This window comes from Micromonospora sp. NBC_01638 (genome assembly GCF_045209745.1).
Lineage (GTDB): Bacteria > Actinomycetota > Actinomycetes > Mycobacteriales > Micromonosporaceae > Micromonospora.
In genome coordinates, this window is sequence record NZ_CP109273.1 from 6,183,235 (window position 1) to 6,206,426 (window position 23,192).

The 23,192-nt window shown below is 70.3% G+C and carries 20 protein-coding genes and 1 pseudogene; 7 read left to right on the forward strand and 14 right to left on the reverse strand.

Going from position 1 to position 23,192, the window contains the following annotated elements; translation table 11 throughout:
* Positions 1-111: 111 nt before the first annotated feature.
* The 4 genes from OG811_RS28960 to OG811_RS28975 are packed head-to-tail and all read right to left on the reverse strand — an operon-like array spanning position 112 to position 6,071.
* A complete protein-coding gene (locus tag OG811_RS28960; protein ID WP_406070262.1) occupies positions 112-1,749 on the reverse strand; it encodes an extracellular solute-binding protein in 1,638 nt (545 codons plus the stop codon).
* Between the two features lie 50 nt (positions 1,750-1,799).
* Positions 1,800-2,708, reverse strand: coding sequence for a carbohydrate ABC transporter permease (locus tag OG811_RS28965; protein WP_406070264.1), 909 nt, complete (start codon positions 2,706-2,708; stop codon positions 1,800-1,802).
* Positions 2,705-3,685 (reverse strand): ABC transporter permease, encoded by a 981-nt coding sequence (locus OG811_RS28970; protein ID WP_406070266.1) that lies wholly within the window; start codon positions 3,683-3,685, stop codon positions 2,705-2,707. The genes OG811_RS28965 and OG811_RS28970 overlap by 4 nt, the downstream gene beginning before the upstream one ends.
* A gap of 10 nt (positions 3,686-3,695) precedes the next feature.
* The gene (locus OG811_RS28975; RefSeq protein ID WP_406070267.1) at positions 3,696-6,071 is read right to left on the reverse strand and encodes a glycoside hydrolase family 3 N-terminal domain-containing protein; all 2,376 of its coding nucleotides are present in this window, start codon (positions 6,069-6,071) and stop codon (positions 3,696-3,698) included.
* A 223-nt stretch (positions 6,072-6,294) separates the two neighbouring features.
* Between OG811_RS28975 and OG811_RS28980 the strand changes: the two genes are divergently transcribed.
* From OG811_RS28980 to OG811_RS29000, 5 genes and pseudogenes are all read left to right on the forward strand, one after another.
* On the forward strand, positions 6,295-7,332 hold the full coding sequence (locus OG811_RS28980; protein WP_406070268.1) for a LacI family DNA-binding transcriptional regulator: 1,038 nt from the start codon (positions 6,295-6,297) through the stop codon (positions 7,330-7,332).
* A gap of 21 nt (positions 7,333-7,353) precedes the next feature.
* Entirely contained in the window at positions 7,354-8,373 is a 1,020-nt protein-coding gene (locus OG811_RS28985; RefSeq protein ID WP_406070270.1) for an acetylxylan esterase, read from the forward strand.
* A gap of 276 nt (positions 8,374-8,649) precedes the next feature.
* Positions 8,650-9,819 (forward strand): cellulose binding domain-containing protein, encoded by a 1,170-nt coding sequence (locus OG811_RS28990; RefSeq protein WP_406070272.1) that lies wholly within the window; start codon positions 8,650-8,652, stop codon positions 9,817-9,819.
* Positions 9,820-9,939: 120 nt separating this feature from the next.
* Positions 9,940-10,278 (forward strand): annotated as a pseudogene (locus tag OG811_RS28995) (recombinase family protein); the annotation flags it as partial.
* A 124-nt stretch (positions 10,279-10,402) separates the two neighbouring features.
* Entirely contained in the window at positions 10,403-10,909 is a 507-nt protein-coding gene (locus OG811_RS29000; RefSeq protein ID WP_406070273.1) for a polyketide cyclase, read from the forward strand.
* Positions 10,910-10,946: 37 nt separating this feature from the next.
* Here OG811_RS29000 and OG811_RS29005 read toward each other — a convergent pair whose 3' ends face one another.
* The gene (locus OG811_RS29005) at positions 10,947-11,354 is read right to left on the reverse strand and encodes a nitroreductase family deazaflavin-dependent oxidoreductase (RefSeq protein ID WP_406070275.1); all 408 of its coding nucleotides are present in this window, start codon (positions 11,352-11,354) and stop codon (positions 10,947-10,949) included.
* A gap of 144 nt (positions 11,355-11,498) precedes the next feature.
* Here OG811_RS29005 and OG811_RS29010 point away from each other — a divergent pair, with 144 nt between their 5' ends.
* Both OG811_RS29010 and OG811_RS29015 read left to right on the forward strand, forming a co-directional pair.
* A complete protein-coding gene (locus tag OG811_RS29010; RefSeq protein ID WP_406070276.1) occupies positions 11,499-11,630 on the forward strand; it encodes a hypothetical protein in 132 nt (43 codons plus the stop codon).
* Positions 11,631-11,662: 32 nt separating this feature from the next.
* Positions 11,663-13,540, forward strand: a complete 1,878-nt coding sequence (locus OG811_RS29015; RefSeq protein WP_406075963.1) for a transketolase — start codon at positions 11,663-11,665, stop codon at positions 13,538-13,540.
* Between the two features lie 200 nt (positions 13,541-13,740).
* On the opposite strand, the gene OG811_RS29020 is transcribed toward OG811_RS29015, so the two are convergent.
* The 9 genes from OG811_RS29020 to OG811_RS29060 all read right to left on the reverse strand — a co-directional run bounded on the left by OG811_RS29020 (position 13,741) and on the right by OG811_RS29060 (position 23,134).
* Positions 13,741-14,205 carry a MaoC family dehydratase gene (locus OG811_RS29020; protein WP_406070278.1) on the reverse strand — a complete coding sequence of 155 codons (465 nt, stop codon included), beginning with the start codon at positions 14,203-14,205 and terminating at the stop codon, positions 13,741-13,743.
* A 141-nt stretch (positions 14,206-14,346) separates the two neighbouring features.
* Positions 14,347-17,157, reverse strand: coding sequence for an AAA family ATPase (locus OG811_RS29025; RefSeq protein ID WP_406070279.1), 2,811 nt, complete (start codon positions 17,155-17,157; stop codon positions 14,347-14,349).
* Between the two features lie 64 nt (positions 17,158-17,221).
* Positions 17,222-17,857, reverse strand: coding sequence for a TetR/AcrR family transcriptional regulator (locus OG811_RS29030; RefSeq protein ID WP_406070280.1), 636 nt, complete (start codon positions 17,855-17,857; stop codon positions 17,222-17,224).
* A gap of 70 nt (positions 17,858-17,927) precedes the next feature.
* Positions 17,928-18,131: an SDR family oxidoreductase gene (locus OG811_RS29035; RefSeq protein WP_406075965.1), complete on the reverse strand. Its 204-nt coding sequence runs from the start codon at positions 18,129-18,131 to the stop codon at positions 17,928-17,930.
* A gap of 129 nt (positions 18,132-18,260) precedes the next feature.
* On the reverse strand, positions 18,261-19,541 hold the full coding sequence (locus OG811_RS29040; RefSeq protein WP_406070281.1) for an ABC transporter substrate-binding protein: 1,281 nt from the start codon (positions 19,539-19,541) through the stop codon (positions 18,261-18,263).
* An 84-nt stretch (positions 19,542-19,625) separates the two neighbouring features.
* Positions 19,626-20,726, reverse strand: a complete 1,101-nt coding sequence (locus tag OG811_RS29045; RefSeq protein WP_406070283.1) for a branched-chain amino acid ABC transporter permease — start codon at positions 20,724-20,726, stop codon at positions 19,626-19,628.
* Positions 20,723-21,601 carry a branched-chain amino acid ABC transporter permease gene (locus tag OG811_RS29050; protein ID WP_406070285.1) on the reverse strand — a complete coding sequence of 293 codons (879 nt, stop codon included), beginning with the start codon at positions 21,599-21,601 and terminating at the stop codon, positions 20,723-20,725. Before OG811_RS29050 ends, OG811_RS29045 begins: the two co-directional genes overlap by 4 nt.
* Positions 21,602-21,632: 31 nt before the next feature.
* Complete coding sequence (locus OG811_RS29055) at positions 21,633-22,355, reverse strand: ABC transporter ATP-binding protein (RefSeq protein ID WP_406070287.1); 723 nt, start codon at positions 22,353-22,355, stop codon at positions 21,633-21,635.
* Entirely contained in the window at positions 22,352-23,134 is a 783-nt protein-coding gene (locus OG811_RS29060; protein ID WP_406075967.1) for an ABC transporter ATP-binding protein, read from the reverse strand. Before OG811_RS29060 ends, OG811_RS29055 begins: the two co-directional genes overlap by 4 nt.
* Positions 23,135-23,192: the final 58 nt, after the last annotated feature.

Consider the following 23,192-nt stretch of genomic DNA (forward strand, 5'->3'; position numbering starts at 1 on the left):
TCCTCTGGTCGTCCTGCCGGAGGGCGGGCGGGTCGCGCGCGTCGCACCGGCCGGTGGTCGCCGGAAGTCCGGTCGGGCGGCGCTGCGCTGCCCGACCGGATCTCCCGCTGATCAGCCGTTGTTCTTCTGGAACCGTTCGTACGCCTTGTTGACCATGTCGAGGTACTGCTCGGAGTTCTTGGCCTTCAGCTCGGCCACGTACGCGTCCCACTCACTGAGGGGACGCTGGCCGAGGGCGAACTTCAGCGTGTTCTGGGTGACGAAGTCCTTCAGCGGGGTCTCCCAGAGCGACACCTGCTCGCGCTCCTCGTCGGTCAACGGGGCGGGCGGGGACACCTGCCTCGGCGGGCGGGCGTCCATCACCTTCTGGAACTCCAGCTCCTCGGGCGAGAAGAAGCCACGGACCAGGTCGGGGGTGCCGCCGTAGGTGAAGACACCGTTGTAGAAGCCGAAATCCTTCTGCAGGTGCTTGGTGGCCTTCGGGTTGAGCCCGAGGACGTCGACGTCGGCGGTGACCGAACGCTTGCCGGACGCGTCCTTGGTGAAGGTCGTCCCCTCCACGCCCCACCGGGCGAACTCCTGGCCGGCGTCGGAATACCACAGCCAGTCGATGAACTGCATCATGGCCACGAAGTTCTTGCTCTCCCGGGCCTTCGAGGAGATCATGATGCCGTTCTCCAGCCGCGGGAAGGGATTGATCTCACCGGCCGGGCCGACCGGCAGCGGGATCTTGGCCATCTTCGCGTTCGGCAGGGTCTTGGCCAGGTCGGGCCGGTGGTTGTTGACCAGGGTCTGCGCGTTGCCGGTGACCACGAAGGACTTTCCGTTGGCGAGCTTCTGGCGTGCCTGGTCGTCGGTCTGGGTGAAGCTCTCCGGGTCGAGCAGGCCCTCGGCGACGAGCTTGTGCAGGTACGTGACCATCTGCTTGTACTGCTCGGAGGCGCCGGTGTAGGTGAATTTCTTCGCCGCCGGGTCCCAGGTGGCGTGCTGGTAGTCCCAGCCCGCCTGGGTGCCGTAGGCCGAGCCGAGGATGTTCAGCAGAGCGCCGGTCGGGTTGGGCTTACTGAAGAGGTCGGAGTACGGATAGACGTTCGGGTACTTCGCCTTCATCGCCTTGAGCACGGTGTACAGCTCGTCCCAGGTCTTCGGGACCGCAAGGTTCAGCTCCTGCATGATGTCGGTGCGCACCAGCACCGTGTAGTCCTGCGTGGGCTTTTCGTGGACGCCGGGCAGCAGGTAGAACTTCCCGTCGGACTGCCGCAGGTTGTCGATCTCCGGCTTGAGGTTCCACTTGGCGATCTTGTCCTTGAGGTTGGGCATCAGATCCAGGTAGTCGCTCACCGGGAGGATCGCCCCGGAGGACACGAACGCGTTCTCCTGCGGGTGGTAGGTCTTCGGGATGATCAGCGGGGCGTCACCGGCGCCGATCAGCAGGCTGCGCTTCTGCTCGTAGTCGCTCAGCGGAACCGCGACCGGATCGATCTTGACGTTGGTCCGCTTGGTGAGTTCCGACCAGAACAGCCAGTCCTCCTTGAGCGGATAGAACGTGTGGTTGTTGTAGAGGGTGGAGAAGGAGAGCGCCTCGGTAGCCTTGAACTGGTCGCCGACGCCGTAGTTGGCCATCGCGCCGGCCCGGTTCTCGGAGAGGTCCTTGGACTCGCCGGGGTCCTCGGAACAGGCGGTGGTGAGGGTGAGCGCGAGCAGACCCGCGGTGGCTATCGCCACCCGGCGCCACGTCTGGTGGAGCATGGCTGGTCCTTTCGGTGGGGGGGGGGGTGAAACGCTGCGACGTTCCCAGCTCAGCCCTTGACCGCGCCGAGCATCACGCCACGGACGAAGTACCGCTGGACGAACGGGTAGACCGCCAGGATGGGCAGGGTGGTGAGCACGATCGTCACGGCCTGGAGGGTGGCCGCTGCCTGGACCTTGTCGGCGTCGGCGGCGGCCGACTCGGCGCTGGTGGCACCCGCGATGAGGTTGCGCAGGTAGACGGTGACCGGCAGCAGGTCCTGCTGGTCGAGGTAGAGGAACGCGGTGAACCACGAGTTCCAGAAGGAGACCGCGTAGAAGAGCACCATCGTGGCGATGATCGCCTTCGACAGCGGCAGCACGATCCGCAGCAGGATGCCGTACGTGTTCAGCCCGTCGACCGCCGCCGCCTCCTCCAACTCGGTCGGCAGGCTCTCGAAGAACGCCTTCATGACCAGCAGGTTGAACACGCTGATGGCGTTGGGGATCACCACGGCCCAGATGGTGTTCTTCATCCCCAGACTGGTGACCAGCACGTAGTTGGGGATCAGGCCACCGGAGAAGAACATGGTGAACAGCGCGACGCCGACCAGGATGCCGCGCCCCTTGAGCTGCGGCTTCGACAGCACGTACGCGTAACACGTGGTCAGCACGATCGAGATGAGCGTGGCGACCACCGTGTAGACCACCGTGTTGCGGTAGTTCGTCCAGAACATCGCGTCGGACATGAGCAGCTTGTACGCGGTCACGTCGAACCCGCGCGGGACGATGCTCACCTTCCCGGCGATGATGTACGCCTCCTCGCTGAGCGAGCGCGCCACGATGTTGAGGAACGGGTACAGCGTCACGATCACGACGCCGATCAGGACGACCGTGTTGACGACCCGGAAGACCCGGTAGCCCCGGCTGTCCACCGGCCCGCGCGTCTTCGGCGCCTCGCTCTTCGTACCGAGGGTCACCACAGGCTCGTCCCTACGGTGCGACGCGAGATGAGGTTCGCCGACAGGACCAGGATCAACCCGATCACCGCCTCGAAGAGACCGATGGCAGCGGCGTAGCTGAAGTTGCTGGACTGGAAGCCCATCCGGAACAGGTAGGTGGAGATCACGTCCGCGGTCGGGTAGGTCAACGGGTTGTAGAGCAGCAGGATCTTCTCGAACCCGACCGCCATGAAGCTGCCGATGTTGAGGATGAGCAACGTCACCATCGTCGGCCGGATGCCGGGAAGCGTCACGTGCCAGGTCTGGCGCAGCCGGCTGGCGCCGTCGATCCGCGCGGCCTCGTACAGGTCCTCGTCGATGGTGGTGAGGGCGGCGAGGTAGAGGATCGTGCCCCAGCCGACGGTCTGCCAGACCTCGGACGAGACGTAGATGGTGCGGAACCACTCCGGTTGTTGCAGGAACGCCACCGCGTCGCCGCCGAACAACCGGACGAGTTGGTTGGCCGTGCCGTCGATCGAGGTCAACTGCATGACCATCGCCGCCACGATCACGATCGACAGGAAGTGCGGCAGGTAGGACACCGACTGGACGAACCGCTTGAACCGGCGGGCCCGCACCTCATTGAGCAGCAGCGCCAGCAGGATCGGCAACGGGAAGCAGAACAGCAGGGTCAACGCCCCGAGCACCAGGGTGTTGGTGAAGACCTCCCAGAACGTCGGGTCGGTGAAAAACATCCGGAAGTACCGCAGCCCGACCCAGTACTCACCGAAGATGCTGCCGCCCGGCTTGAAACGGCGGAACGCGATGATGTTCCCGATCATCGGCAGGTAGCGGAAGACCAGGAAGAACAGCAGCGGCAGGACGGCGAGCGAGTAGAGCTGCCAGTCCCGGCGCAGCGCCTGCCGCCAGCTTCGACGGCGGCGCGGCGACCGCCGGGTGGGGCGGGGAGCCGCCGCCGGAGAACCGGGCGGCACCGGCCGCAACGTCGAGGTCATCCTCGGTCTCCTAGGCGGAATGCGGGACGGCCACGAGGGGCTCCACCCGCACCGACGTGAGCAGTTCCCGCTGGTGGCCGACCTGGCGCTCGGCGCCGGTGAGCCGTAGCGGCAGGGTCGCCGCCGCGTCGCCGCTCGACCGGCCGAACCGCAGCTCGACCTCGCCGGGCTCGACGACCCGCCGGCCGGACAACCCGACGAACGACGCCACGTCAGCCGGTACGCCGAACGTCACGTGCGCCACCTCGCCGGGCTCCAACGGCAGTCGGGTGTAACCGACCAGCCGGACCACCGGGCGGGTGGTCTGCGCGACCGGGTCGTGCAGGTAGAGCTGCACCACCTCGGTGCCGGCCCGGTCACCGGTGTTCGCGACGGTGATCCGCACCCGCACCTCGCCGTCGACCGGCCAGGCGGCCGGCTCATCCGGCGTCTCGCCCGCCGGCTCCACGACCGTGGCGTCAGACCACTCGAAGGTGGTGTAGCTCAGCCCGTGGCCGAACGGGTATGCCGGGGTCGGGTCGATCGAGGAGACCTTGTTGCGCTGGCCGAGCGGCGGCGACAGGTAGGTGCTCGGCATTCCGCCGGCGTCGCGGGGAACGCTGACCGGCAACCGACCGGACGGGTTCACCGCGCCGGTCAGCACCTCGGCGAGCGCCTGCCCACCGAGTTGACCGAGGAAGAACGCCTGTACCACGGCTGCCGCGGAGTCGAACTCCGGGCCGAGCGCGTAGGGGCGACCGGTCATCAGCACCAGGACGACCGGGGTGCCGGTAGCGAGGACGGCCCGGACGAGGTCGGCCTGCACGCCGGGCAGCTGAAGGTCGGCGGCGTCGCAGCCCTCGCCGGAGGTGCCGCGGCCGAACATCCCCGCCCGGTCACCGACGGCGAGCACGCACACGTCGGCGGCGGCGGCCGCGGCGACCGCGGCCGGGATGCCCGAGGTGTCCTCGCCGGTGATGGTGCAGCCCAACTCGTAGCTGAGCCGCGGAACGCGTCGGGCCAACTCGCCGCGCAGCGAGGAGATGTCCAGGCCGAGCCCGTACTCGCTGTGGTTGACGCCCACGTGGTTGGGGAAGGAGTAGCAGCCGAGCATGGCCATCGGGTCGTCGGCAACCGGGCCGACCAGGGCGACCCGGCTGCCGACGGGCAGCGGAAGGACATCGGTGTTGCGCAGCAGGACGACGGATTCCCGGGCCAGGCGTAGGGCGACGTCCTGGCTGATCTCATCGTCGAGGCGCAGGGACGCCACATCGTCGGGCAGTTCCTGCCAACCCTCGTCGAGCAGTCCGACCTCGATCTTCTGGATCAACACCCGACGCAACGCGCGGTCGACCAGCGCCTCGTCGACCTCGCCGCCGCGCACCGCCTCCACCAGCGGGGCGCCGAAGGTGTCCACGGTGGGCAACTCGACGTCGATCCCGGCCCGCAGGGCAAGCTGGGCCGCGTCGACGCCGCTATCGGCGACACCGTGCAGGGTCTGCAGGAAACGCACGGAGAAGTAGTCGGCGACCACGGTGCCGGTGAAGCCCCACTCGTCGCGCAGGAGGCCGGTCAGCAGCTCCTCGTCGGCGGCGACGGGCAGGCCGTCGATCTCGGCGTAGGAGTTCATCACCGAACGGGCGCCACCGTGGCGCAGCGCCATCTCGAACGGCGGCAGGATGACGTCGGCCAACTCCCGGCGACCCATCGACACCGGCGCGAGGTTGCGTCCGCCGCGGGAGGCGGAGTAGCCGGCGAAGTGCTTCAGTGTGGCCACCACGCCGGCCCTCTCCAGGCCCCGCACGTACGCGGCACCGGTCGTCCCCACCAGGTAGGGATCCTCGCCGATCGTCTCCTCGGTGCGGCCCCAGCGGTAGTCGCGGGTGACGTCGAGGACCGGGGCGAGCCCCTGGTGCACGCCGGCAGCGCGCATCGAACGCCCGATGCGGTCGGCCATCGCCTCGACCAGATCGGGGTCGAAGGACGCGCCCCAGCTGAGCGGGGTCGGGTAGACGGTGGCGCGCCACGCCGCGAACCCGGTGAGGCACTCCTCGTGCACCTGCGCCGGAATGCCGAACCGACTGGCGGCCACGATCTGCGCCTGCGAGGCCGCCAGCGACCGGGCGCCGAGCACGGGGTCGACCGGTGCGGTGCCGAACGGGCGGGTGAGCTGGCCCAGCCCGTGCTGGATGATGCCGCTCCACGGAAGAGCGTTGTCGATCATGTCGGACTGATGTGGGGCGACACCCTCACCCGATGCCTCGGCGCCGACCCAGACCCCGACGAGCTGGGCGACCTTCTCCTCCAGCGACATCAACGGCAGGAGCGCCTCGGCCCGTTCGGTCGGCGACAGCCGCGAATCCCGCCACGGCGCGGCCCCGCTGTCCACGGACGACTGACTTCTCATGCCAAGACCCCTTAGCTCCGGCCACTTCCCCGTGTCCTCGTGGAACCAGTTCCGTGGCGGACATTTTCACGATCCGAAACTTTCCGGAAACCCGCGTAACCTTTTCGGCAACCTAAGGGCCTCCATTGATGTGTGTCAAGAGCCTTGGCTGCCGCATCGCCGGGCACGGACGAACGATCGTGTTAAGGTCCTCCGAAACTTTCGGATGCTGTATGAGGCCGCAATGACAGAGCACCGCCCGCTCGACCCACCCGCCTCCACCACCATCGCCACCATCGCCACCGATGTCGGTGTCTCGGTCGCGACGGTGTCCAAGGTCCTCAACGGACGTGGCGATGTCGCCCCCGACACCCGAGCCCGCGTGGAGGCGAGCCTCGACCGCCACCAATACCAGCGCCGCACCCGGCGACCCTCGACAAGCGGCGGACGGATCGAGCTCGTGTTCCACGAGTTCGACACCGGATGGGCGATGGAGATCCTGCGCGGCGTCGAGGCGGTGACCACCGCGGCCGGCGTCGGGTTGTCGGTCGCCCAGCTCGACGGCGCGCACCGCCCGCCGGCACGATGGCTGGAGGCGTTACTCGCCGACCGCCCGTTGGGCGTGGTGTTCGTCCTCTCCCATCTGGCCGAGGCCCAGCAACAGCACCTGCGGCGCCAGGGCATACCGTTCGTCGTCGTCGACACCGACAGCGCGACCTCGGCCTCCGTGCCCACCGTCGGCTCGAACAACTGGAACGGCGGCCTGCTCGCCGCCCGGCACCTCCTGGACTTGGGACACCGGCGGATCGCCATCATCTCCGGGCCACCCGACGTGCTCTGCAGTCGCGCCCGCGCCGCCGGTTTCCAGTCGGCCCACGAGGAAGCCGGGATCGCGGTCGACCGCGAACTGATCCGCTACGGCAGTTTCTCGGCAGGCGCCGGGCACACCCACGGGCTGCAACTGCTACGCCAGCCGTCCCGGCCCACGGCGATCTTCGCCGGTTCCGACATTCAGGCCATGGGGGTGCTCCGGGCCGCCCGCCAGTGCGGCCTCCGTGTGCCCGAGGAACTTTCGGTGATCGGGTACGACAACCTGCCGGTCTCCGCCTGGACCGACCCGGCCCTGACCACGATCAACCAGCCGTTACGCGACATGGCTGGCATCGCCACTCAGATGTTGCTCGACCTGACGCGAGGCAATGAGCCGGCAACCAGGCGGATCGACCTGGTGACCGAGTTGGTCGTCCGGGAGAGCACCGCACCCCCCGCCACCCCGCACTGACCCCGGCCCCTGCGAGGACCCGTGTCCCACTCCGCGTCCATTCCCGACGAACTCCGGCGGTATGCGCCCGAGATCGTCGAACCCGACGACTTCGACCAGTTCTGGCGTGACACGCTCGCCGCGACGGCCGCTCGGCCGGTGCTCGCCGACGTCCGCCCGGAGCCCACTGATCTGCGGCTGCTCGACTCCTGGGACGTCACGTTCGCCGGCTTCGGCGGCGACCCCGTACGGGCCTGGTACACCCGCCCGGCTGGCGTTCGAGAGCCGCTGCCTGCCGTGGTCGAGTACGCCGGCTACGGTCGCGGCCGCGGCCTGCCACACGAGCGGCTGACCTGGCCGGTGGCCGGGTACGCGCACCTGCTGATGGACAACCGGGGCCAGGCGGGGCAGTACGGTCCCGGGGACACCGCCGACCCGCACGGCGCGCCCGGCGGGCCCTGGCCGGTCACCTGGGGGATCCTCGACCCGCGTGACTACCACTACCGCCGCCTGATCACCGACGCGGTCCGGGCCGTCGAGGCGGTCCGGGCCCTGCCGGGGGTCGACGCAGACCGGGTCGCCGTGGTCGGTAACAGCCAGGGCGGCGGCCTCGCCCTGGCGGTGGCCGGCCTCGTCAATGACCTCAGCGCGGTGCTGACCACCGCCCCGTTCCTCTGCGACATGAAACGGGCCGTCCAGCTCTGCGAACCCGCGCCGTACGGCGAGATCGCCCGGTATCTGGCCGTGCACCGGGAGGCTGAGGACGCAGTGTGGCGCACCCTGTCCTACGTCGACGGGGTCAGCTTCGCGCGACGTGCGACGGCGCCGGCGCACTTCGGGGTCGGTCTACGTGACACCGTCTGTCCACCGACAACCGGCTTCGCCGCCTACAACCAGTACGGTGCGGCGGCCCGGCTGCCGGTCCCGCCCGCGCGCGAGATGCACGTCTACCCGTTCAACGGCCACGAGGGCGGCGAGGCCACGCACGTCCGGCGTCAGCTGCGCTGGCTCGACGCGGTGCTCCACCCGCGAGGGCAGCTCTTGCCTGCGGGGCGTTCGTAGGTCGAAGACCGCCGCCATAGCCGAACTCCGATCTATTGCTGATGTTAGCGATAACACGCTATGGTGCGTCAGGCGAGGTGCAGGGCACACTTCCGCCACGCTCATCGGCCTGTCGCGTCCGACCGTCGATGGCCAGATACAGCGCTACGACCACCAGTGAAGACGTCCGGGTTTCTGGTCGTTCCGCGAGCCCACTCCGGCATACCGCGTCATGGCGCGGGCATCCGTCCCTTCGTCGTCCGCTGCCGTCGCGCACCCACCACCAGAGGAAGTCCCATGAGCAGTTCGACGCTCGGCCATCCTGTCCCTCCCTCCCCAACCGCTGTCGCAACGACACCGAGGCCCCGACGGGCTCGCCTGTGGTGGACGGCCCTGGCCGCCGTCGCCGCCATGGTCGCCGCCGTACCGATCGCGACCACTCCCGCGAGCGCGGAGTCCAATGGCGGCGTACGCGTGATGCCCCTCGGTGACTCGATCACCGACGGATTCAACGTCCCCGGCGGATACCGGATCGAGCTTTGGCAGCGGTTCACGACCGGCGGTTACCGGATCGACTTCGTCGGCTCCCAGTTCAACGGCCCAGCCAGCCTGGGCGACCACGACCACCAGGGCCATTCCGGCTGGACGATCGCCCAGATCGACGCCAACGTCGTCAACTGGTTGCGGGCCACGAATCCCCGGACCGTGCTGCTGCACATCGGCACCAACGACATGTACGGAGACACGTCCGGCGCCCCGGCCCGGCTGGCCACCCTCGTCGACCGGATCACCACCAACGCCCCGAACGCGGACGTGTTCGTCGCGACGATCATCCCGAAGTCCGGTGCGGACAACCAGGTCCGGGGCTACAACGCCGCGATCCCCGGGATCGTGCAGACCAGGGCCGCCGCCGGCAAACGCGTCCACCTGGTCGACATGTACCGCGCCCTGACGCTCAGCGACCTGGCCGACGGCGTGCACCCCAACGCCACGGGCTACCGCAAGATGGCCGCGGCCTGGTACGACGCTCTCCGGACGGTGCCCGGCAGCATTGGGGGCGACACGCCGCCGACCACCACCCCACCGACCACGACCCCGCCGACGACAACCCCGCCCACCACCACCCCGCCGACCACCCCGCCGGCATCCGGCGGGTGCCGCGTCGCGTACACGGTCAACGCCTGGAACAGCGGGTTCACCGCGTCCATCTCGGTGACCAACACGAGCAGCACGCCGGTCAACGGTTGGGCGCTGGCGTTCACGCTGCCGGGTGGACAGGCCATCACCAGCGGCTGGAACGCCACCTACGCCCCGTCGAGCGGAGCGGTAACCGCCCGCAACGTCTCCTACAACGCGACGATCGCGCCGAACACCTCGGTCGACATCGGCTTCCAGGCGACCCACACCGGCAGCACGGCCCGACCGTCCTCATTCACCCTCAACGGCACCGCCTGCGCGGTCGCCTGACACCTCTCGTTGCGGTGCCGGGCACACCGAGGGCCCGGCACCGCGCCGTAGGCATCCCCGCCTGGATCAGGTGACGGAAAGGCGGAAGACCTGCCGGGAGCCGCTGTCGGTGCTCGCGGTCGTCTCCTCGTGCGGGCCCTGACCGGTAAGGGCGTACGGGTGGAGTTCGTCAAGGAGAACCTCACCTTCACCGGCGCAGACTCGCCGATGGCGCCCCTGCTGCTGTCAGCCATGGGGGCCTTCGCCGAGTTCGAGCGTGCCCTCATCCCCGAACGCCAGCGCGAAGGCATCGTCGCGGCGAAGCAGCGCGGCGTCTACACCGTCCGCAAACCCGCCCTCACCGACGAGCAGGCGCGCCAGCGCGTCGCCGGCGGCGAGCGGAAATCCGTGTTGGCCAAGGAATTCGGCATCAGCCGCGAGACCGTGTACAGCTATCTGCGAGCCGCGGCAGTCCAGTAGCTGCAGGCCGAGGAAGTTCAGGACGTTGCGAAGCCCGCTGTACGTAGAGTGACGGGCTGATTGAGCGTGCCCGCGCGTTATCGGCAGCAGATCCGGATGCCGGGCGTTGGTGGAGGATGGATGCATGATCGGTGACCGGTGGGGCGTGACCGACAGCGAGAAATTGCGCTGCTATCCGTGCGACGACTTCGTCGTCTCACCCGCGCTACAGGCGTGGCGGGGTGTGCACGTCGAGGCGTCCGCCGAAGTGGTGTGGCCGTGGGTCGCACAAGTGAGGCTTGCGCCATACTCCTATGACTGGATCGACAACCTCGGCCGCCGTTCACCTCAAGAGCTGGTAGGCCTTCCCGAGCCGCAAGTCGGAGAGGGATTCACTACTGCTGGCGGGCGGCAGCTGGGCAGGATCGTCTCGGTCGACCCGGGGAAACAGTTGACGGGCACCATCATGGGCGCCTTCATGTCCTACGTCCTCGTGCCCCAGGAGCACGACACACGCTTGCTGCTCAAGGTCGTCATGCAGACCACCCGCTGGGTCGCCCTCGGGCTGTCCGTCGGCGACCTGATCATGGCTCGACGTCAGCTACTGAACCTGAAGCAACTCGCCGAGCGCCTCGCGGGACCAGCGGCGTAGCCCGCACAGGCGGGCAATGGGGTTGTGCCGCCTCTGCCTACGGCGCAGGTTCCAGTACGACGACTGGGATCTGGCGGGTGGTCTTCTGCTCGTAGTCGGCGAAGCCTGGATACGCGACCTTCTGCGCGCTCCAGATCCGTTCCCGCTCGTCCCCGGCGGCAACTCTGGCGACCAACTCGACCTTGTCCGTACCAATCTCCGCTTGGGCCTGCGGATGAGCGAGCAGGTTGTAGTACCAGTCGGGATTGGTGGGCGCACCGCCCTTGGACGCGAACACGGCGTAGCCGCCGTCCACCTTCTGGTACATCACCGGGTTCACGCGGGGCTGGCCGCTCTTGGCGCCGGTCGTGTGCAACAGCAGCAGCGGCGCGCCAGCGAACTGACCGCCGACCTGCCCACCGTTGGCGCGAAACTCAACGATGATCTTGTCGTTCCAGTCGCTCATGCCCTCTCCTCGCCTCCGCGCACCGACTCCTTGAACACGATTCTGATGCGATGAAGGAGCGGGGCCTCCGCTTCTCGTGACAGTCACCCTGGTCAGGGGTTTCCCTGGGGTTGTCACGACGTACCACGACGAAGGAGGCCCGCTGTGGACGAGTATGACGGCCGCCAGTATGTGGGGATCGACCTGCACCGGCGGCGCAGTGTGATCGTGCGGATGACTCCGGACGGCGAGCCCCTGGCAAATCGGTGGTTACCGGGTAATGCGGGTCTTTCCTGATTACGGTATCTGCGGAGGCGATGCCGGTGACGATGGAAGAAGCAGAGCGCACCCTGCGGGCGGAGGAGCTCACCCGACTGGGTGAGCTCGCCGCCCAGCTCCGAGTGGACGCGATCCGGTGCAGCACCAGGGCGGGATCGGGACATCCAACCTCGAGTCTGTCCGCCGCGGACCTGCTCGCGGTGCTGATCTCCCGGCACCTGCATTACCAGTGGACGGACCCGCGCGGTCGGACCAACGACCACCTGATCTTCTCCAAGGGCCACGCCTCGCCGCTGTTGTATGCGGTCTTCAAGGCGGTGGGCGCGATCACCGATCAGGAGTTGGTCGAGACCTACCGCCAGTTCGGGTCGCGCCTGCAGGGACACCCCACGCCGGCCCTGCCCTGGGTCGACGTGGCCACCGGGTCGCTCGGTCAGGGACTGCCCGTCGGGGTCGGGATCGCGCTCGCCGGCCGATACCTCGACCACCTGCCGTTCCACGTGTGGGCGCTGTGCGGCGACAGCGAGATGGCCGAGGGCTCCATCTGGGAGGCGCTGGACAAGGCCAGCCACTACGGACTGCGCAACCTCACCGCGATCATCGACATCAACCGGCTCGGGCAGCGGGGTCCGACCGAGTTGGAATGGGACCTGGACACCTACCGCCGCCGGGTCGAGGCGTTCGGCTGCCAGGCGCTCGTCATCGACGGCCACGACCTGGCCGCGATCGACGAGGCGTTCGGCTGGGCGCGGCAGGCGACGGGCCCGACCGTGGTGCTCGCCCGGACGGTCAAGGGCAAGGGGGTGCCGGAGGTCGAGAACCAGCCCGGGTGGCACGGCAAGCCGCTGAAACCCGACATGGCCGAGCGGGCCGTGGAGGCTCTCGGCGGGGTACGTCAGATCCGCGTCACCGGGCCGCAACCCGAGTCCGCCCCGCCCGCCGGCGCCCCCGTCGGCGAGCCGCTCACGCTGCCGCGGTACGACAAGGGGGCGAAGGTGGCCACCCGGAACGCGTACGGTGACGCGCTGCGCGCGCTGGGCTCGCGGCCGGACGTGGTCGCCCTAGACGGTGAGGTCAGCGACTCCACCCGCGCCGACAAGTTCGGCGAGGCGTATCCCGACCGGTTCTTCGAGATGTTCATCTCCGAACAGCAACTGGTCGCCGCTGCGGTCGGGCTGCAGGTACGCGGCTATCGGCCCTTCGCCGCGACCTTCGCGGCGTTCTTCTCCCGCGCCTACGACTTCGTGCGGATGGCCGGCATCTCCCGGGCCGACATCGCCCTGTCCGGGTCGCACTGCGGGGTGGAGATCGGGGCGGACGGTCCCTCGCAGATGGGGCTGGAGGACCTGGCGGCCATGCGCGCCGTGCAGGGGTCGACGGTGCTGTATCCCAGTGACGCCGTGTCCTGCGCGGCCCTCGTCGCGCAGATGGTCGACCGCAAGGGCGTCAACTACCTGCGCACCACCCGAGGCAAGTACCCGGTGCTCTACGACAACGAGGACGCCTTCCCGGTCGGCGGCAGCAAACTGCTCCGCGGCGGCGGCGGCGACGACGACGTCGCGCTGATCGGCGCCGGGGTGACGGTGCACAACTGCCTCGCCGCCGCCGACGAGCTGGCGCGCGAGGGGATCAAGGCCCGGGTCATCGACCTGTATTCGGTCAAGCCGCTGGATCGGGACCGGTTGCTCGACGCCGTCCGGGCCACCGGCGGTCGGCTGCTGGTGGTCGAGGATCACTACCCGGAGGGTGGCGTGGGGTCGGCGGTCCTCGAGTCCCTGGCCGACCTCGCCGAGCCGGTGCGGGTGAAGCACCTGGCGGTACGGGGCCTTCCCACCTCCGGTACCCCGACCCAGCTGATGGACCAGGCCGGGATCGGGGTGAGCGCCATCGTCGCCGCGGTACGCGCCGTGGAGGCCCCCGGCCAATGACGCGGCGGGCGCCGTTTCACCCTTGGACGCGCGGGTAGACGCAGCATTCGCGGCAGAAGGGGGTTCGAGGTGAAGTACGCGGAGTTCATCCAGTCGGTGTCGACGCGACCGAAGATGTCACCGACGCTGGCCGAGCCGATCTCCCCGCAACGCCTAGCCGCCGGCGCGACACAGCGACGGTACGCGTACGAGCTAGGCGATCAACGACCTGCGCCTCGGTAGAGTCGGCTCACCGATTCGGCCACGCAGACGGGCTTGCCACCGCTGTCGCTCTCCACGGTGACCGCCGCGACCAGCTGCACGCCGCCGCTCACCGGCGACACCTCGGCGATGGTGGCGGTGGCCCGTACGGCGGCGCCGACCCGAACGGGGGCGGGGAAACGCACCCGGTTCAGCCCGTAGTTGACCCCCATCGCCACCCCCTCGACCCGGTAGAGCTGGCCGGCCAGCGCCGGCAGCAGCGACAGGGTCAGATACCCGTGCGCGATCGTCCCGCCGAACGGCCCCGCCGCGGCCCGGGCCGGGTCGAGATGGATCCACTGGTGGTCGTCGGTGGCGTCCGCGAAAAGGTCGACGCGGCCCTGCTCGATGCGCAGCCACGGACCGGGCCCGACGGTCTCGCCAACCGCAGCGGCCAACTCCTCGAACGAGCTGAAGACTCTCATGCCGGGTCTCCTTGCAGCTGGAAGGCGCTGACGCCGGTGAGCGCGGCGGCCAGCTGGCGGACCGCGGCCTGTTCGGCGGAGAGGGTGAGCTCCATGGCCCTTAAACTAGCGGTGATAGTTAAACGCGTCCAGACCGGACGGTCACCGGTCGGAGGCCAACCTGACGTGCCGTTCGGCGGCGAAGGCACGGGCCAACTCGGTGCGCGACCGGATGCCCAGCCGGTGGAACACGTTGCGCAGGTGGTGATCGACCGTACGGGTGGAGAGGAACAGCCGGGCGGCGATCTCCCGGTTGGTGGCTCCCTCCGCGACAAGCTCGGCGATCCGCAGTTGCTGGCCGGTCAGCAGTCGCGCCGCCGGCAGGTCCGGCGGACCGACCGACTCCCCGGCTGCGCGCAGCTCCCTGGTGGCCTGCTCAGCCCAGCAAGCCGCCCCGAGCAGGCTGAACATCTCGCGGGCCTGGTGCAGGTGCGTGCGCGCGTCGCGAGGGCGTCGGCTGCGGCGCAGCTCCTGGCCGAACAGCAACTCGGTGCGGGCCCGCTCGAACGTGCCGGCCTCCGTCGGGTGCAACCGCAAGGCGGTCTGGAAATGCCGTTCCGCCTCGGTGCCGCCCCGCGGCGCGAGCAGCGCGTGGCACCGGGCGGACAGGGCCCGGCGCAACGGGCTCGCGGTGCTGCTGGCCCACCGGTCGAACACGGCGAGCGCGGCCGTTGCCGCCGGTCGGTGCGCCAGGTGCGCCGCCGCTTCCACCAGGTAGGGCGTGGCCATCACCTGCACGAGGACCTGACCTCGGCCGGTGCCGAGGCGGGCCAGCGACGCCAGTCGGTCCGCGGCCTCGGCGTGCCGGCCGTCGACCAGGTCGAGCACCGCCAGGGCCCACCCGGCGAGCGCGTGCGGACGGCTACCCGGCGTCGGCGACTCGCCGATTTCGCGGATCCGCCGCAGGCTGGTGTCGCGGTCGGCCCGCATCGCGGCGAGCACGGCCAGCATGCCCAAATGGACGTTGGCGCAGTTGACCTGACCGCTGGCACGGGCCACCCGCAACCCGTCGCGGGAGGTTTCCGCCGCCGCTTCGTGCCGACCCAGCCAATACTCGGCGATCGCTCGCAACTCCAGCGCCCGGGACAACATGGACAGCTCGCCCCGCTCCCGGGCCAGCCCGACGGCGCGCTCGGCGAGCCGGTGCGCCGCGCCGTCCACGGCCACCAGCAGGCCGGCCGCCGCCGCACAGGTGAGCGCGGTGGGGGTCAGCGCCGGCCCGGTCAACCGGCCGCCCAGCACGACGGCGCGGCGCAGCGCGGGCCCGGCCCGCTCGTGATCGCCCCGCAGGGTCGCCGCGACCCCGGCAATCAGACAGCTCATCAGTTCCAGGACCGGCGGGTCGCTCGGGCGCCGCAACGCCAGCGCCCGGCGGCCGACCTCGGCGTACCGGTACTGGTCACCGGCGAAGCAGACGGCCTCGCCGGCTCGTACCAGCCCGGACAACGCCAGGGTGCGGTCGGTGCCGGCCACCACCTGGGCGGCGGCCAGCAATGTGGCCGACGCACCTGGCGCGGCACCGCACCGCAGCTCCAACTCACCGCGCAGCAGGTCGGCGCGACCCCTGACGGCCGGATCCGTGGACACCGCGCGGAGGCGGTCGAGCAGCAGCCGGGCCACGCCGGGTTGACCACCGGCCCAGGCATAGTGGGCGGCGGTCAGCAGTCGGGCTGCGCTCTGGGTCGGTTGGTCGCTGAGCTCGGCCGCCCAGCGCAGCGCCGCCGAGGCGGTTGCCCAGCCGCCAACTCCACCGGCCGCCGCCTGTTCCAGCTCGCTGGCGAGGGCCGGATCGGCACCCGCCGTCGCGGCGGCGAGGTGCATCGCCCGGCGGAGCCGCTGCCCGTCCGCGACCAGCACCCCGGCGAGCAGCCGGTGTGCCGCCCGGCGCTGCGCGAGTGGCGCGCTGGCCGCGATCATCGTGCGCACCAATGGCTGCGGGAAGGTGACGCCCCGCGGTTCGACGCGGACCAGGCCGGCGACCTCCGCCGGGGCGAGCGCCTCGACCTCGGTGCCGGCGGCTCCCGCGGCCCGGATCAGGGTGCCCGGCTCACCGTCCTCGTCGAGCGCGGCGAGCAGCAGCATCCGCCGGGTGTCCGGCGGCAACCGGTCCAGCCGAGCCCGGTACGCGCGGCCCAGCGCGCCGTCCGCCGGCGGCGCGGTGGGCAGCGACTCCTCCCCCCGCCACTGCCCTGGGCTGAGCACCTCGGCGAGATCCACCAGGGCCTGCGGGTTGCCGCCGCCGATCGCGGCCAGCGCGGTCAGCACGGACGCGACGGGCCGGTCGGTGCTCTCCCGCTCGGTCAACGGGCGGAGCTGGTCGGTGAGGACGGCGGCGCTCTCGCGCTCGGTCAGCGCGCGGAGTCGGTACGCCGGTATCCCGTCGACCATGGTGGTGACATCTGCGGTGAGCAGGACGGCGATCGGAGAGTGCCGCAGTCGGCGGGCCACGAAGGCCAGCACCTGCGCGGTCTGCGGGTCACCTCGGTCGACGTCGTCCATGGTGGCGAGCAGCGGCCGGTTCCCGGAGGCGGCGACGAGCAATCCGAGCACCGCCATCGACAGCGTCAGTTGGCGCTCCGCCGGGCAGCTCTCCCCGGCCAGCGCGCGCCGCAGCAGTTGGCGCTGCTCGTCGGGCAGGGCGGCGGCCCGATCGAGCACCGGGTCGACCAGACGCTGGAGGCCGGCGTACGGCAGGGCGGCCTCCTCGGTGAGGCCGGCCCCGGCGAGCACGGTGCAGCCCGCGGCGTGCCGGTGGGCGTAGCTGACCAGCGCGGTCCGGCCCGATCCGGGCTCCCCGTGCACCAGCAGGGCACCGCCGCCGTCGGCCACGCCGTCGAGGAGGCTCCGGACAGCCCGGCACTCGTCGTCCCGCCCACGCAGCGCGGTTAGTTGCACTCTTGATGCAGTAACCATGCCTGCCAGTGTCACCCATTGGTAACCGGATGGAAAGAGGGGGCGATATCGGGCCGAGCCGGAATCAGTCGGCCGCGACCTCGGCCAGCAGCGCGCCCACGGTCCGGGTCATCACCGCGCGGGCCTGATCGACGCCCAGCCCGAGGCCGTAGCGCAGCATCGACCAGGCTGGCCACATGCTGGCCGCCACCAGGGCGTTGAGCAGCTGGTCCCGACCCCGACCGGCCCGGGTCAGCTCGACGGCGAAGAGCTCCTCGACCTCGTCCCGGACCCGGTCGATGTGCTTGAGGCGGTTGCGGTGCAGTTGGTCGGAGACCGGTTCCCGCATCTGGGCGGCCCGCGCCGACGGTGTGATGAGTTGCAGCAGCCGGGCCCGTTGCCGGCAGTACGCGTCGACCCGCTTCGCCAGCGGCAGCCCGGGTGAGATCGGCCGGTAGGCGGCGTCCTGCTGGCGGAGCACCTCCGCGCCGCTCGCCTCGAAGAGCGTCTCCATGTCCTTGAAGTTGGTCCAGAGCGTCCGCAGCGAGATGCCGGCCCGTTCGGCGATGCGCTCGCCGGTCGGGCGGAGGTCGCCCTCGGAGATGAGTGCGAGGTGCGCCTCGACGATGGCCGCGCGGGTGCGCTCGGCCCGGGCGGTACGCCCGTCGACCCGGCTCACGACCTCGACCCCGTCCATCCGCCCCCGCCCCTTCATCGCCATGGCGTCTCCCGACGCACCGCCGAGTCTAGACAGGCGATGATCAGCGACCCGGGACCGACCGTCGGCGCTGTCATCCGGCCCGGCCGGTCAGCCAGACGCCGCCGTCGCAGACGATGGTCTGCCCGGTGATCCAGGTGGCGTTGTCGGAGGCGAGGAAGGCGACCGCGCCAGCCCGATGCTCGGGATCGTCGGAGCGGCCGGGCCCGGCATTGGTGACACGACCCGCGAGCCGGCCCGAATATGCATTCACGGTGCAGATAGTAGGAGCAGTGATCGGTGTCGGTCAACGTCTGGGAGGCCGCTTCGACCCTTGCCCGCTCGGCCCGGCGGCGGGCACAGCCGTCCGACCGGGCGTGGTCACGCGCGACCACGCCCGGTCGGACACCGGGTGTACGACGGGTCGTCAGGAGACGGTCGGCACCCCGTTCGCCGGCGGCGCGGCCGGCGTGGCGGCGTACTCGTTGACCGCCCCGTCCGCCTCGTCGGTCTCGTACGTCGGGCCGAAGTAGCTCTGCACTCCCCCGCTCACCCGGGACAAACGCTGCCCGCCATACCCCGAGTGGTCCTTGGCGGAGAAGCGCAGTGGCGCCAGACCGGGGCCCTGGAAGCCACCCTTCTGCACGGCTTCCAGCATTTTCTCCCGGGTGACGTCCTTGCCGGCGGCGAGCAGTGCCTGCACGAAGAGATAGCCGACCGACATGCCGTAGACGGTGTTGCCGTCAAACGGCGCGTCCCCGTTGTGCGACTTGTTGACCCTTGCGAAGAGCTGGATCCACGGGTTCGCGGTGTCGTTCTGCATTGGCAGGTAGTTGGTGCCGACCATGCCCTCCAGCAGCGGGGCGGCGGCGCCGAGCTGCTTGGCCAGGGTGGGGTGGTCGGCGCCGACGTTGGAGACCAGCCACTGCGGTTTGAAGCCCAGCCGCGCGGCGGTGCCGATGGAGAGCGCGGTGAAGCCGGGCACGGTGGCGAGCATGACGACCTGGCAGCCGGCCGCCTTGAACGCGCCGATCTGCGGCGCGACATTGGTGTTGCTGGTGACGTAGGTCTGCTTGACCGTCACGGCACCGAGCACCTTCTCCACGCCGGCCAGGCTGTCCCGGCCGAAGTCGTCGTCCTGGCCGAGGAAGCAGACCTTCTGGCCGGCCAGGTTCTCCTTCGCGTAGTTGGCGAGGATCTTGCCCTCGACGGTGTAGTCCGGGTTGAACCCGAACGTGCCGGGATATTTGTCCGGCTGGTCCCAGCTGCGGCTGCCGGAGGCGACGAAGAGGTCGGGCACCCGGTTGCTCTTGAGGAAGTCGAGCACCCCGGTGTGCGTCGGTGTCCCGAGACCATTGAGGATGGCGAAGACCTTGTCCTGCAGGACGAGCTGGCGGACCACCTGCTGCGTGTTCGCCGGGTTGTAGCCGTCGTCCATGATCTTGTAAGTGATCTTCCGGCCGTGCACACCGCCGTTGGCGTTGACGTAGTCGAAGTATGCCTTCGTGGCCGGGGCGATCTTGGAGTAGCCGGCCGAGGCGGGCCCGGTGAGCGGCATGTGCGTGCCGACGGTGATCTCGGTGTCGGTGACGCCCGGCACCGATGCTCCTCCCGCACCGGAGCCGTTGTCACCACTGCAACCGGCAGCGGTGACCAACAGGGCGATGGTGCTGGCGATCGCGAGACCATGTTGTGCCATACGGTGCATGAGTGACACCGACCTTTCTCGGTCCGGTTCTTTCGGGAATGGTGTGGTGGTGAGACGCCCGGCCGAGGCCGGGCCCGGGACAGCTCAGGAACGCCCGGTCCGCAGACGCCGGCCAAGACGGGACAGCAGGCCCTGCACGCCGCCGGGTGCGGCGATCATGACGACGATCAGGGTGAGCCCGAAGATCGCCAGCGGGAGGTTTCCCTCCAGCCGCTGCGCCACCGCGGGCGAGAGCGTGAGCAGCTCGGTCGCGGAGTGGGTGAGGTCGGGCAGGGCGACCAGCAGGACGGCCCCCCACAGTGCGCCGGTGAGACGGCCGAGACCGCCGATCACCACGGCCATCAGCAGGAACAGCGACAGGGTCAGCGAGAACGCGCCCGGGGAGACGCTCTGCGCGAGCACCGCCAGCAACGCTCCGCCGAGCCCGGCGGTGGCGGCACTGACCACGAATGCGATGACCTGGGTGCGGGCCACGTGGATGCCGGCGAGGCGGGCCGCCACCTCGTCGTCGCGCACCGCCCGGAAGGTGCGCCCGTACCGGCTGTGGATCAGGTTGGCCAGCAGCAGCAGGGCGAGCAGGGTGGCCGCGCCGGTGAGCCAGAGCTGCCACCGCTCGTACGGGAAGTATGGGCCGAGCGACAGCGGCGGCGGCTCCACCGGCACCGACAGCCCCTGCTCGCCGTTGAACACGCCGTCGAAGGTGACGGCCAACGCCGGCACGACGACGGCCACCGCGAGGGTGACCCCGGCCAGGTAGGGACCGCGCAGCCGGGCCGCGGCCACCCCGACCACCGCGCCGACCGCGACCGTAGCGACGATCGCCGCGCCCAGCGAGAGCGGCAACAGCCAGCCGCCGGTCATCCCCCGGTCGGCGAACGCGTTCTGGCACAGAGCCACGGTGTACGCCCCGGTGGCCATCAACGCGCCGTGCCCGAGCGACAGTTGACCGTTGAGGCCGGTGAGGACGGTCAGCCCGGCGGTCGCGCAGAGGTAGGCGGCCACGGTGGCAAGCTGGAAGTTGCGGAACGGCTCGACGGCGTAGCTGACCGCCACCAGCAGCAGCCCGGCGGCGAGCACCACCGCGAGGTGGCGCAGCAGGGTGGAGCCGCGTCGCCGGTCGACCGGCCGGTCGCCGGTGTCGGCCAGCAGGTGTTGCGGCGGCAGGGCCGCCCGGGTGGCGCTCACACCCGCCTCGCCGTGACCGGGGCAAACAGCCCGCCGGGCCGGACCAGCAGCACCGCCAGCAGCAGGACCAGCACCGCGGGCGGCGTGAGGTCACTGCCGGCGTAGCCGCTCACATAGGAGAGCAGCAGACCCACCACCAGGCCGCCGACCACCGCCCCTGGTGGACTGTCCAGCCCGCCGACCACCGCCGCGGTGAACGCCGAGACGAACACCAGGTCCATCGCGTGCGGGTGCAGGCCCAGCTCGGTCGGCATGACCAGCATGGCGGCCAGTGCGCCCACCCCGGAGGCGAGTGCCCACCCGAGGGTCAACATGCCACCGACGTTGACCCCGAGCAGCCGGGAGACCTCGGGTGCGAAGGCCGCCGCGCGCATCCGCAGCCCGACCGGGGTACGGGCGAACAGCCAGGCCAGACCACTGACCACCACGCCGATCGTGGCGAAGACGAACAGGTCGTACGGCGACAGCACGGCGAACCCGCCCACGGTGAGGGCGGACCGACTGAACGGCGCCTCGGCGGGGCGGAACTCGTTGCCGTACACCATGCCCAGCACGGCCTGGATCAACAGCACCAGCCCGAGCGCGACGATCACCGGGTTGAGCGGTGAGGCGTGGTCGACGTGCCGCATCACGACGCGGTCCACCAGCGCACCGAGCAGCAGGCCGGCGACGATCGCGACCACGAAGCCCAGCCAGTAGGAGCCGGTCGCGGCGGAGACCGTGTAGGCGACATACGCGGCGGCGACGGCCATCGCCCCCTGGGCGAAGTTGACGACCCGCGCCGCCCGCCAGATGAGCACCAGGGCCAGCGCGAACGCGGCGTACACCGCGCCCCGGGACAGGCCGTCGATGGTGAGGAAGACGAAGCGGTCCAACAGTCCTCCCTTTGGGGGACGAGGTGGGTGGTCAGAAACCGAGGTACGCGTGGCGCAGGTCGACGTCGTCGGCCAGTTGCGCCGCCGGGGCAGCGATCACCACCCGACCGAGGGACATCACGACGCCCTGGTCGGCGACGGCGAGTGCGCTGCGGACGTTCTGCTCGACCAGCAACACGGTCAGGCCGGTACGGTCGCGCAGCTGGCGAAGCAGGGCCATGGTCCGGGCGACGACCCGCGGAGCCAAGCCGAGCGACGGCTCGTCCAGCAACAGCAGACGGGGCCGGCCGACCAGGGCCCGGCCGAGCGCGAGCATCTGCCGCTCACCGCCGGAAAGCTGGTGGCCGAGGTGCCGGCGACGGCGAGCAAGGGGCTCGAAGAGCTGGTAGACCTCGTCGAGGGCGCGACCGGCGTCGGCCCGGTCACGCCGCCACAACCCGCCGAGCCGCAGGTTCTCGTCGACCGTCAGCTCGCTGATCACGCCCCGCCCCTCCGGCACGTGCGCCATGCCGCGTCGGACGAGCTGCTCCACCGGCGTACCGCGTAGGTCCTCCCCGGCGAGGAGCACCTGGCCGGCGGCCGGGCGGATCATGCCGGAGAGCGCGCGCAGCAGGGTGGTCTTGCCGGCGCCGTTGGCGCCGACGACCGCGGCGATCGTGCCGGTCGGGACGGTGAGGTCGATGGCCTGCAGCACAGGCGCGGCACCGTAACCAGCCACCAACCCGCGCACGACGAGCAGGTCCGGGGCGCTCATGCGGCGTCCTCGATGGTGGCACCGAGGTAGGCGTCCGTGACCGCCGGGTCGTCGCGGATCTCGTCCGGGGTGCCGGCGGCGATCACCCGGCCGAAGTCGAGCACCACGAGCTCGTCACAGACGGCCATCACCAGGTCCATGTGGTGCTCGACGAGCAGCACCGCGCACCGGTCCTCATCGCGCTTGGGCAGTTGGCGGATCAGGTCCGCAAGCTCGGCGATGTCGTCGGCGCCGAGGCCACCGGCGGGCTCGTCGAGCAGGAGCAGCCGGGGCCGGGCCGCGAGTGCACGGGCCAGCGCCACCCGCTGGCGTACGGCGAAGGGCAGTGTGGTCGGTGCGGCGTCGGAATGTCCGGCGATCCCCAGGTCGTCGAGGATGTCCAGAGCGTGCCGACGAAGCCGGCGCTCGTCGCGGTCGCTGGCGGGCAACCCGAGCAGCGCCGAGACGAAGCCGGCACGGGCGGTGTGTGCGGCGCCGGTCATCACGTTTTCCAGCACGCTCAGCCCGGCGAAGAGCCCGGTGCCCTGCAACGTCCGGGCGATGCCGAGCCGGGTCAGCCGGTGCGGCCGTGGCCGGAGCGGCCGGCCATCGAGGGTGAGCGAACCCGTCTCCGGCGCGACGAAGCCGCAGATCACGTTGAACAGCGTGGTCTTGCCGGCGCCGTTGGGCCCGATCACGCCCACCACGCGGTTCGGGGGCACCCGCAGGGAGACGTCGTCGAGGGCGGTGAGGCCGCCGAAACTGACGCCGATGTGGTGCAATTCAAGGCCGCGCTCCATCACCCATCCCTCGGTCATGGCGGGTGTTATTTACACTCGCAGTGTACGTTTCTCGGGT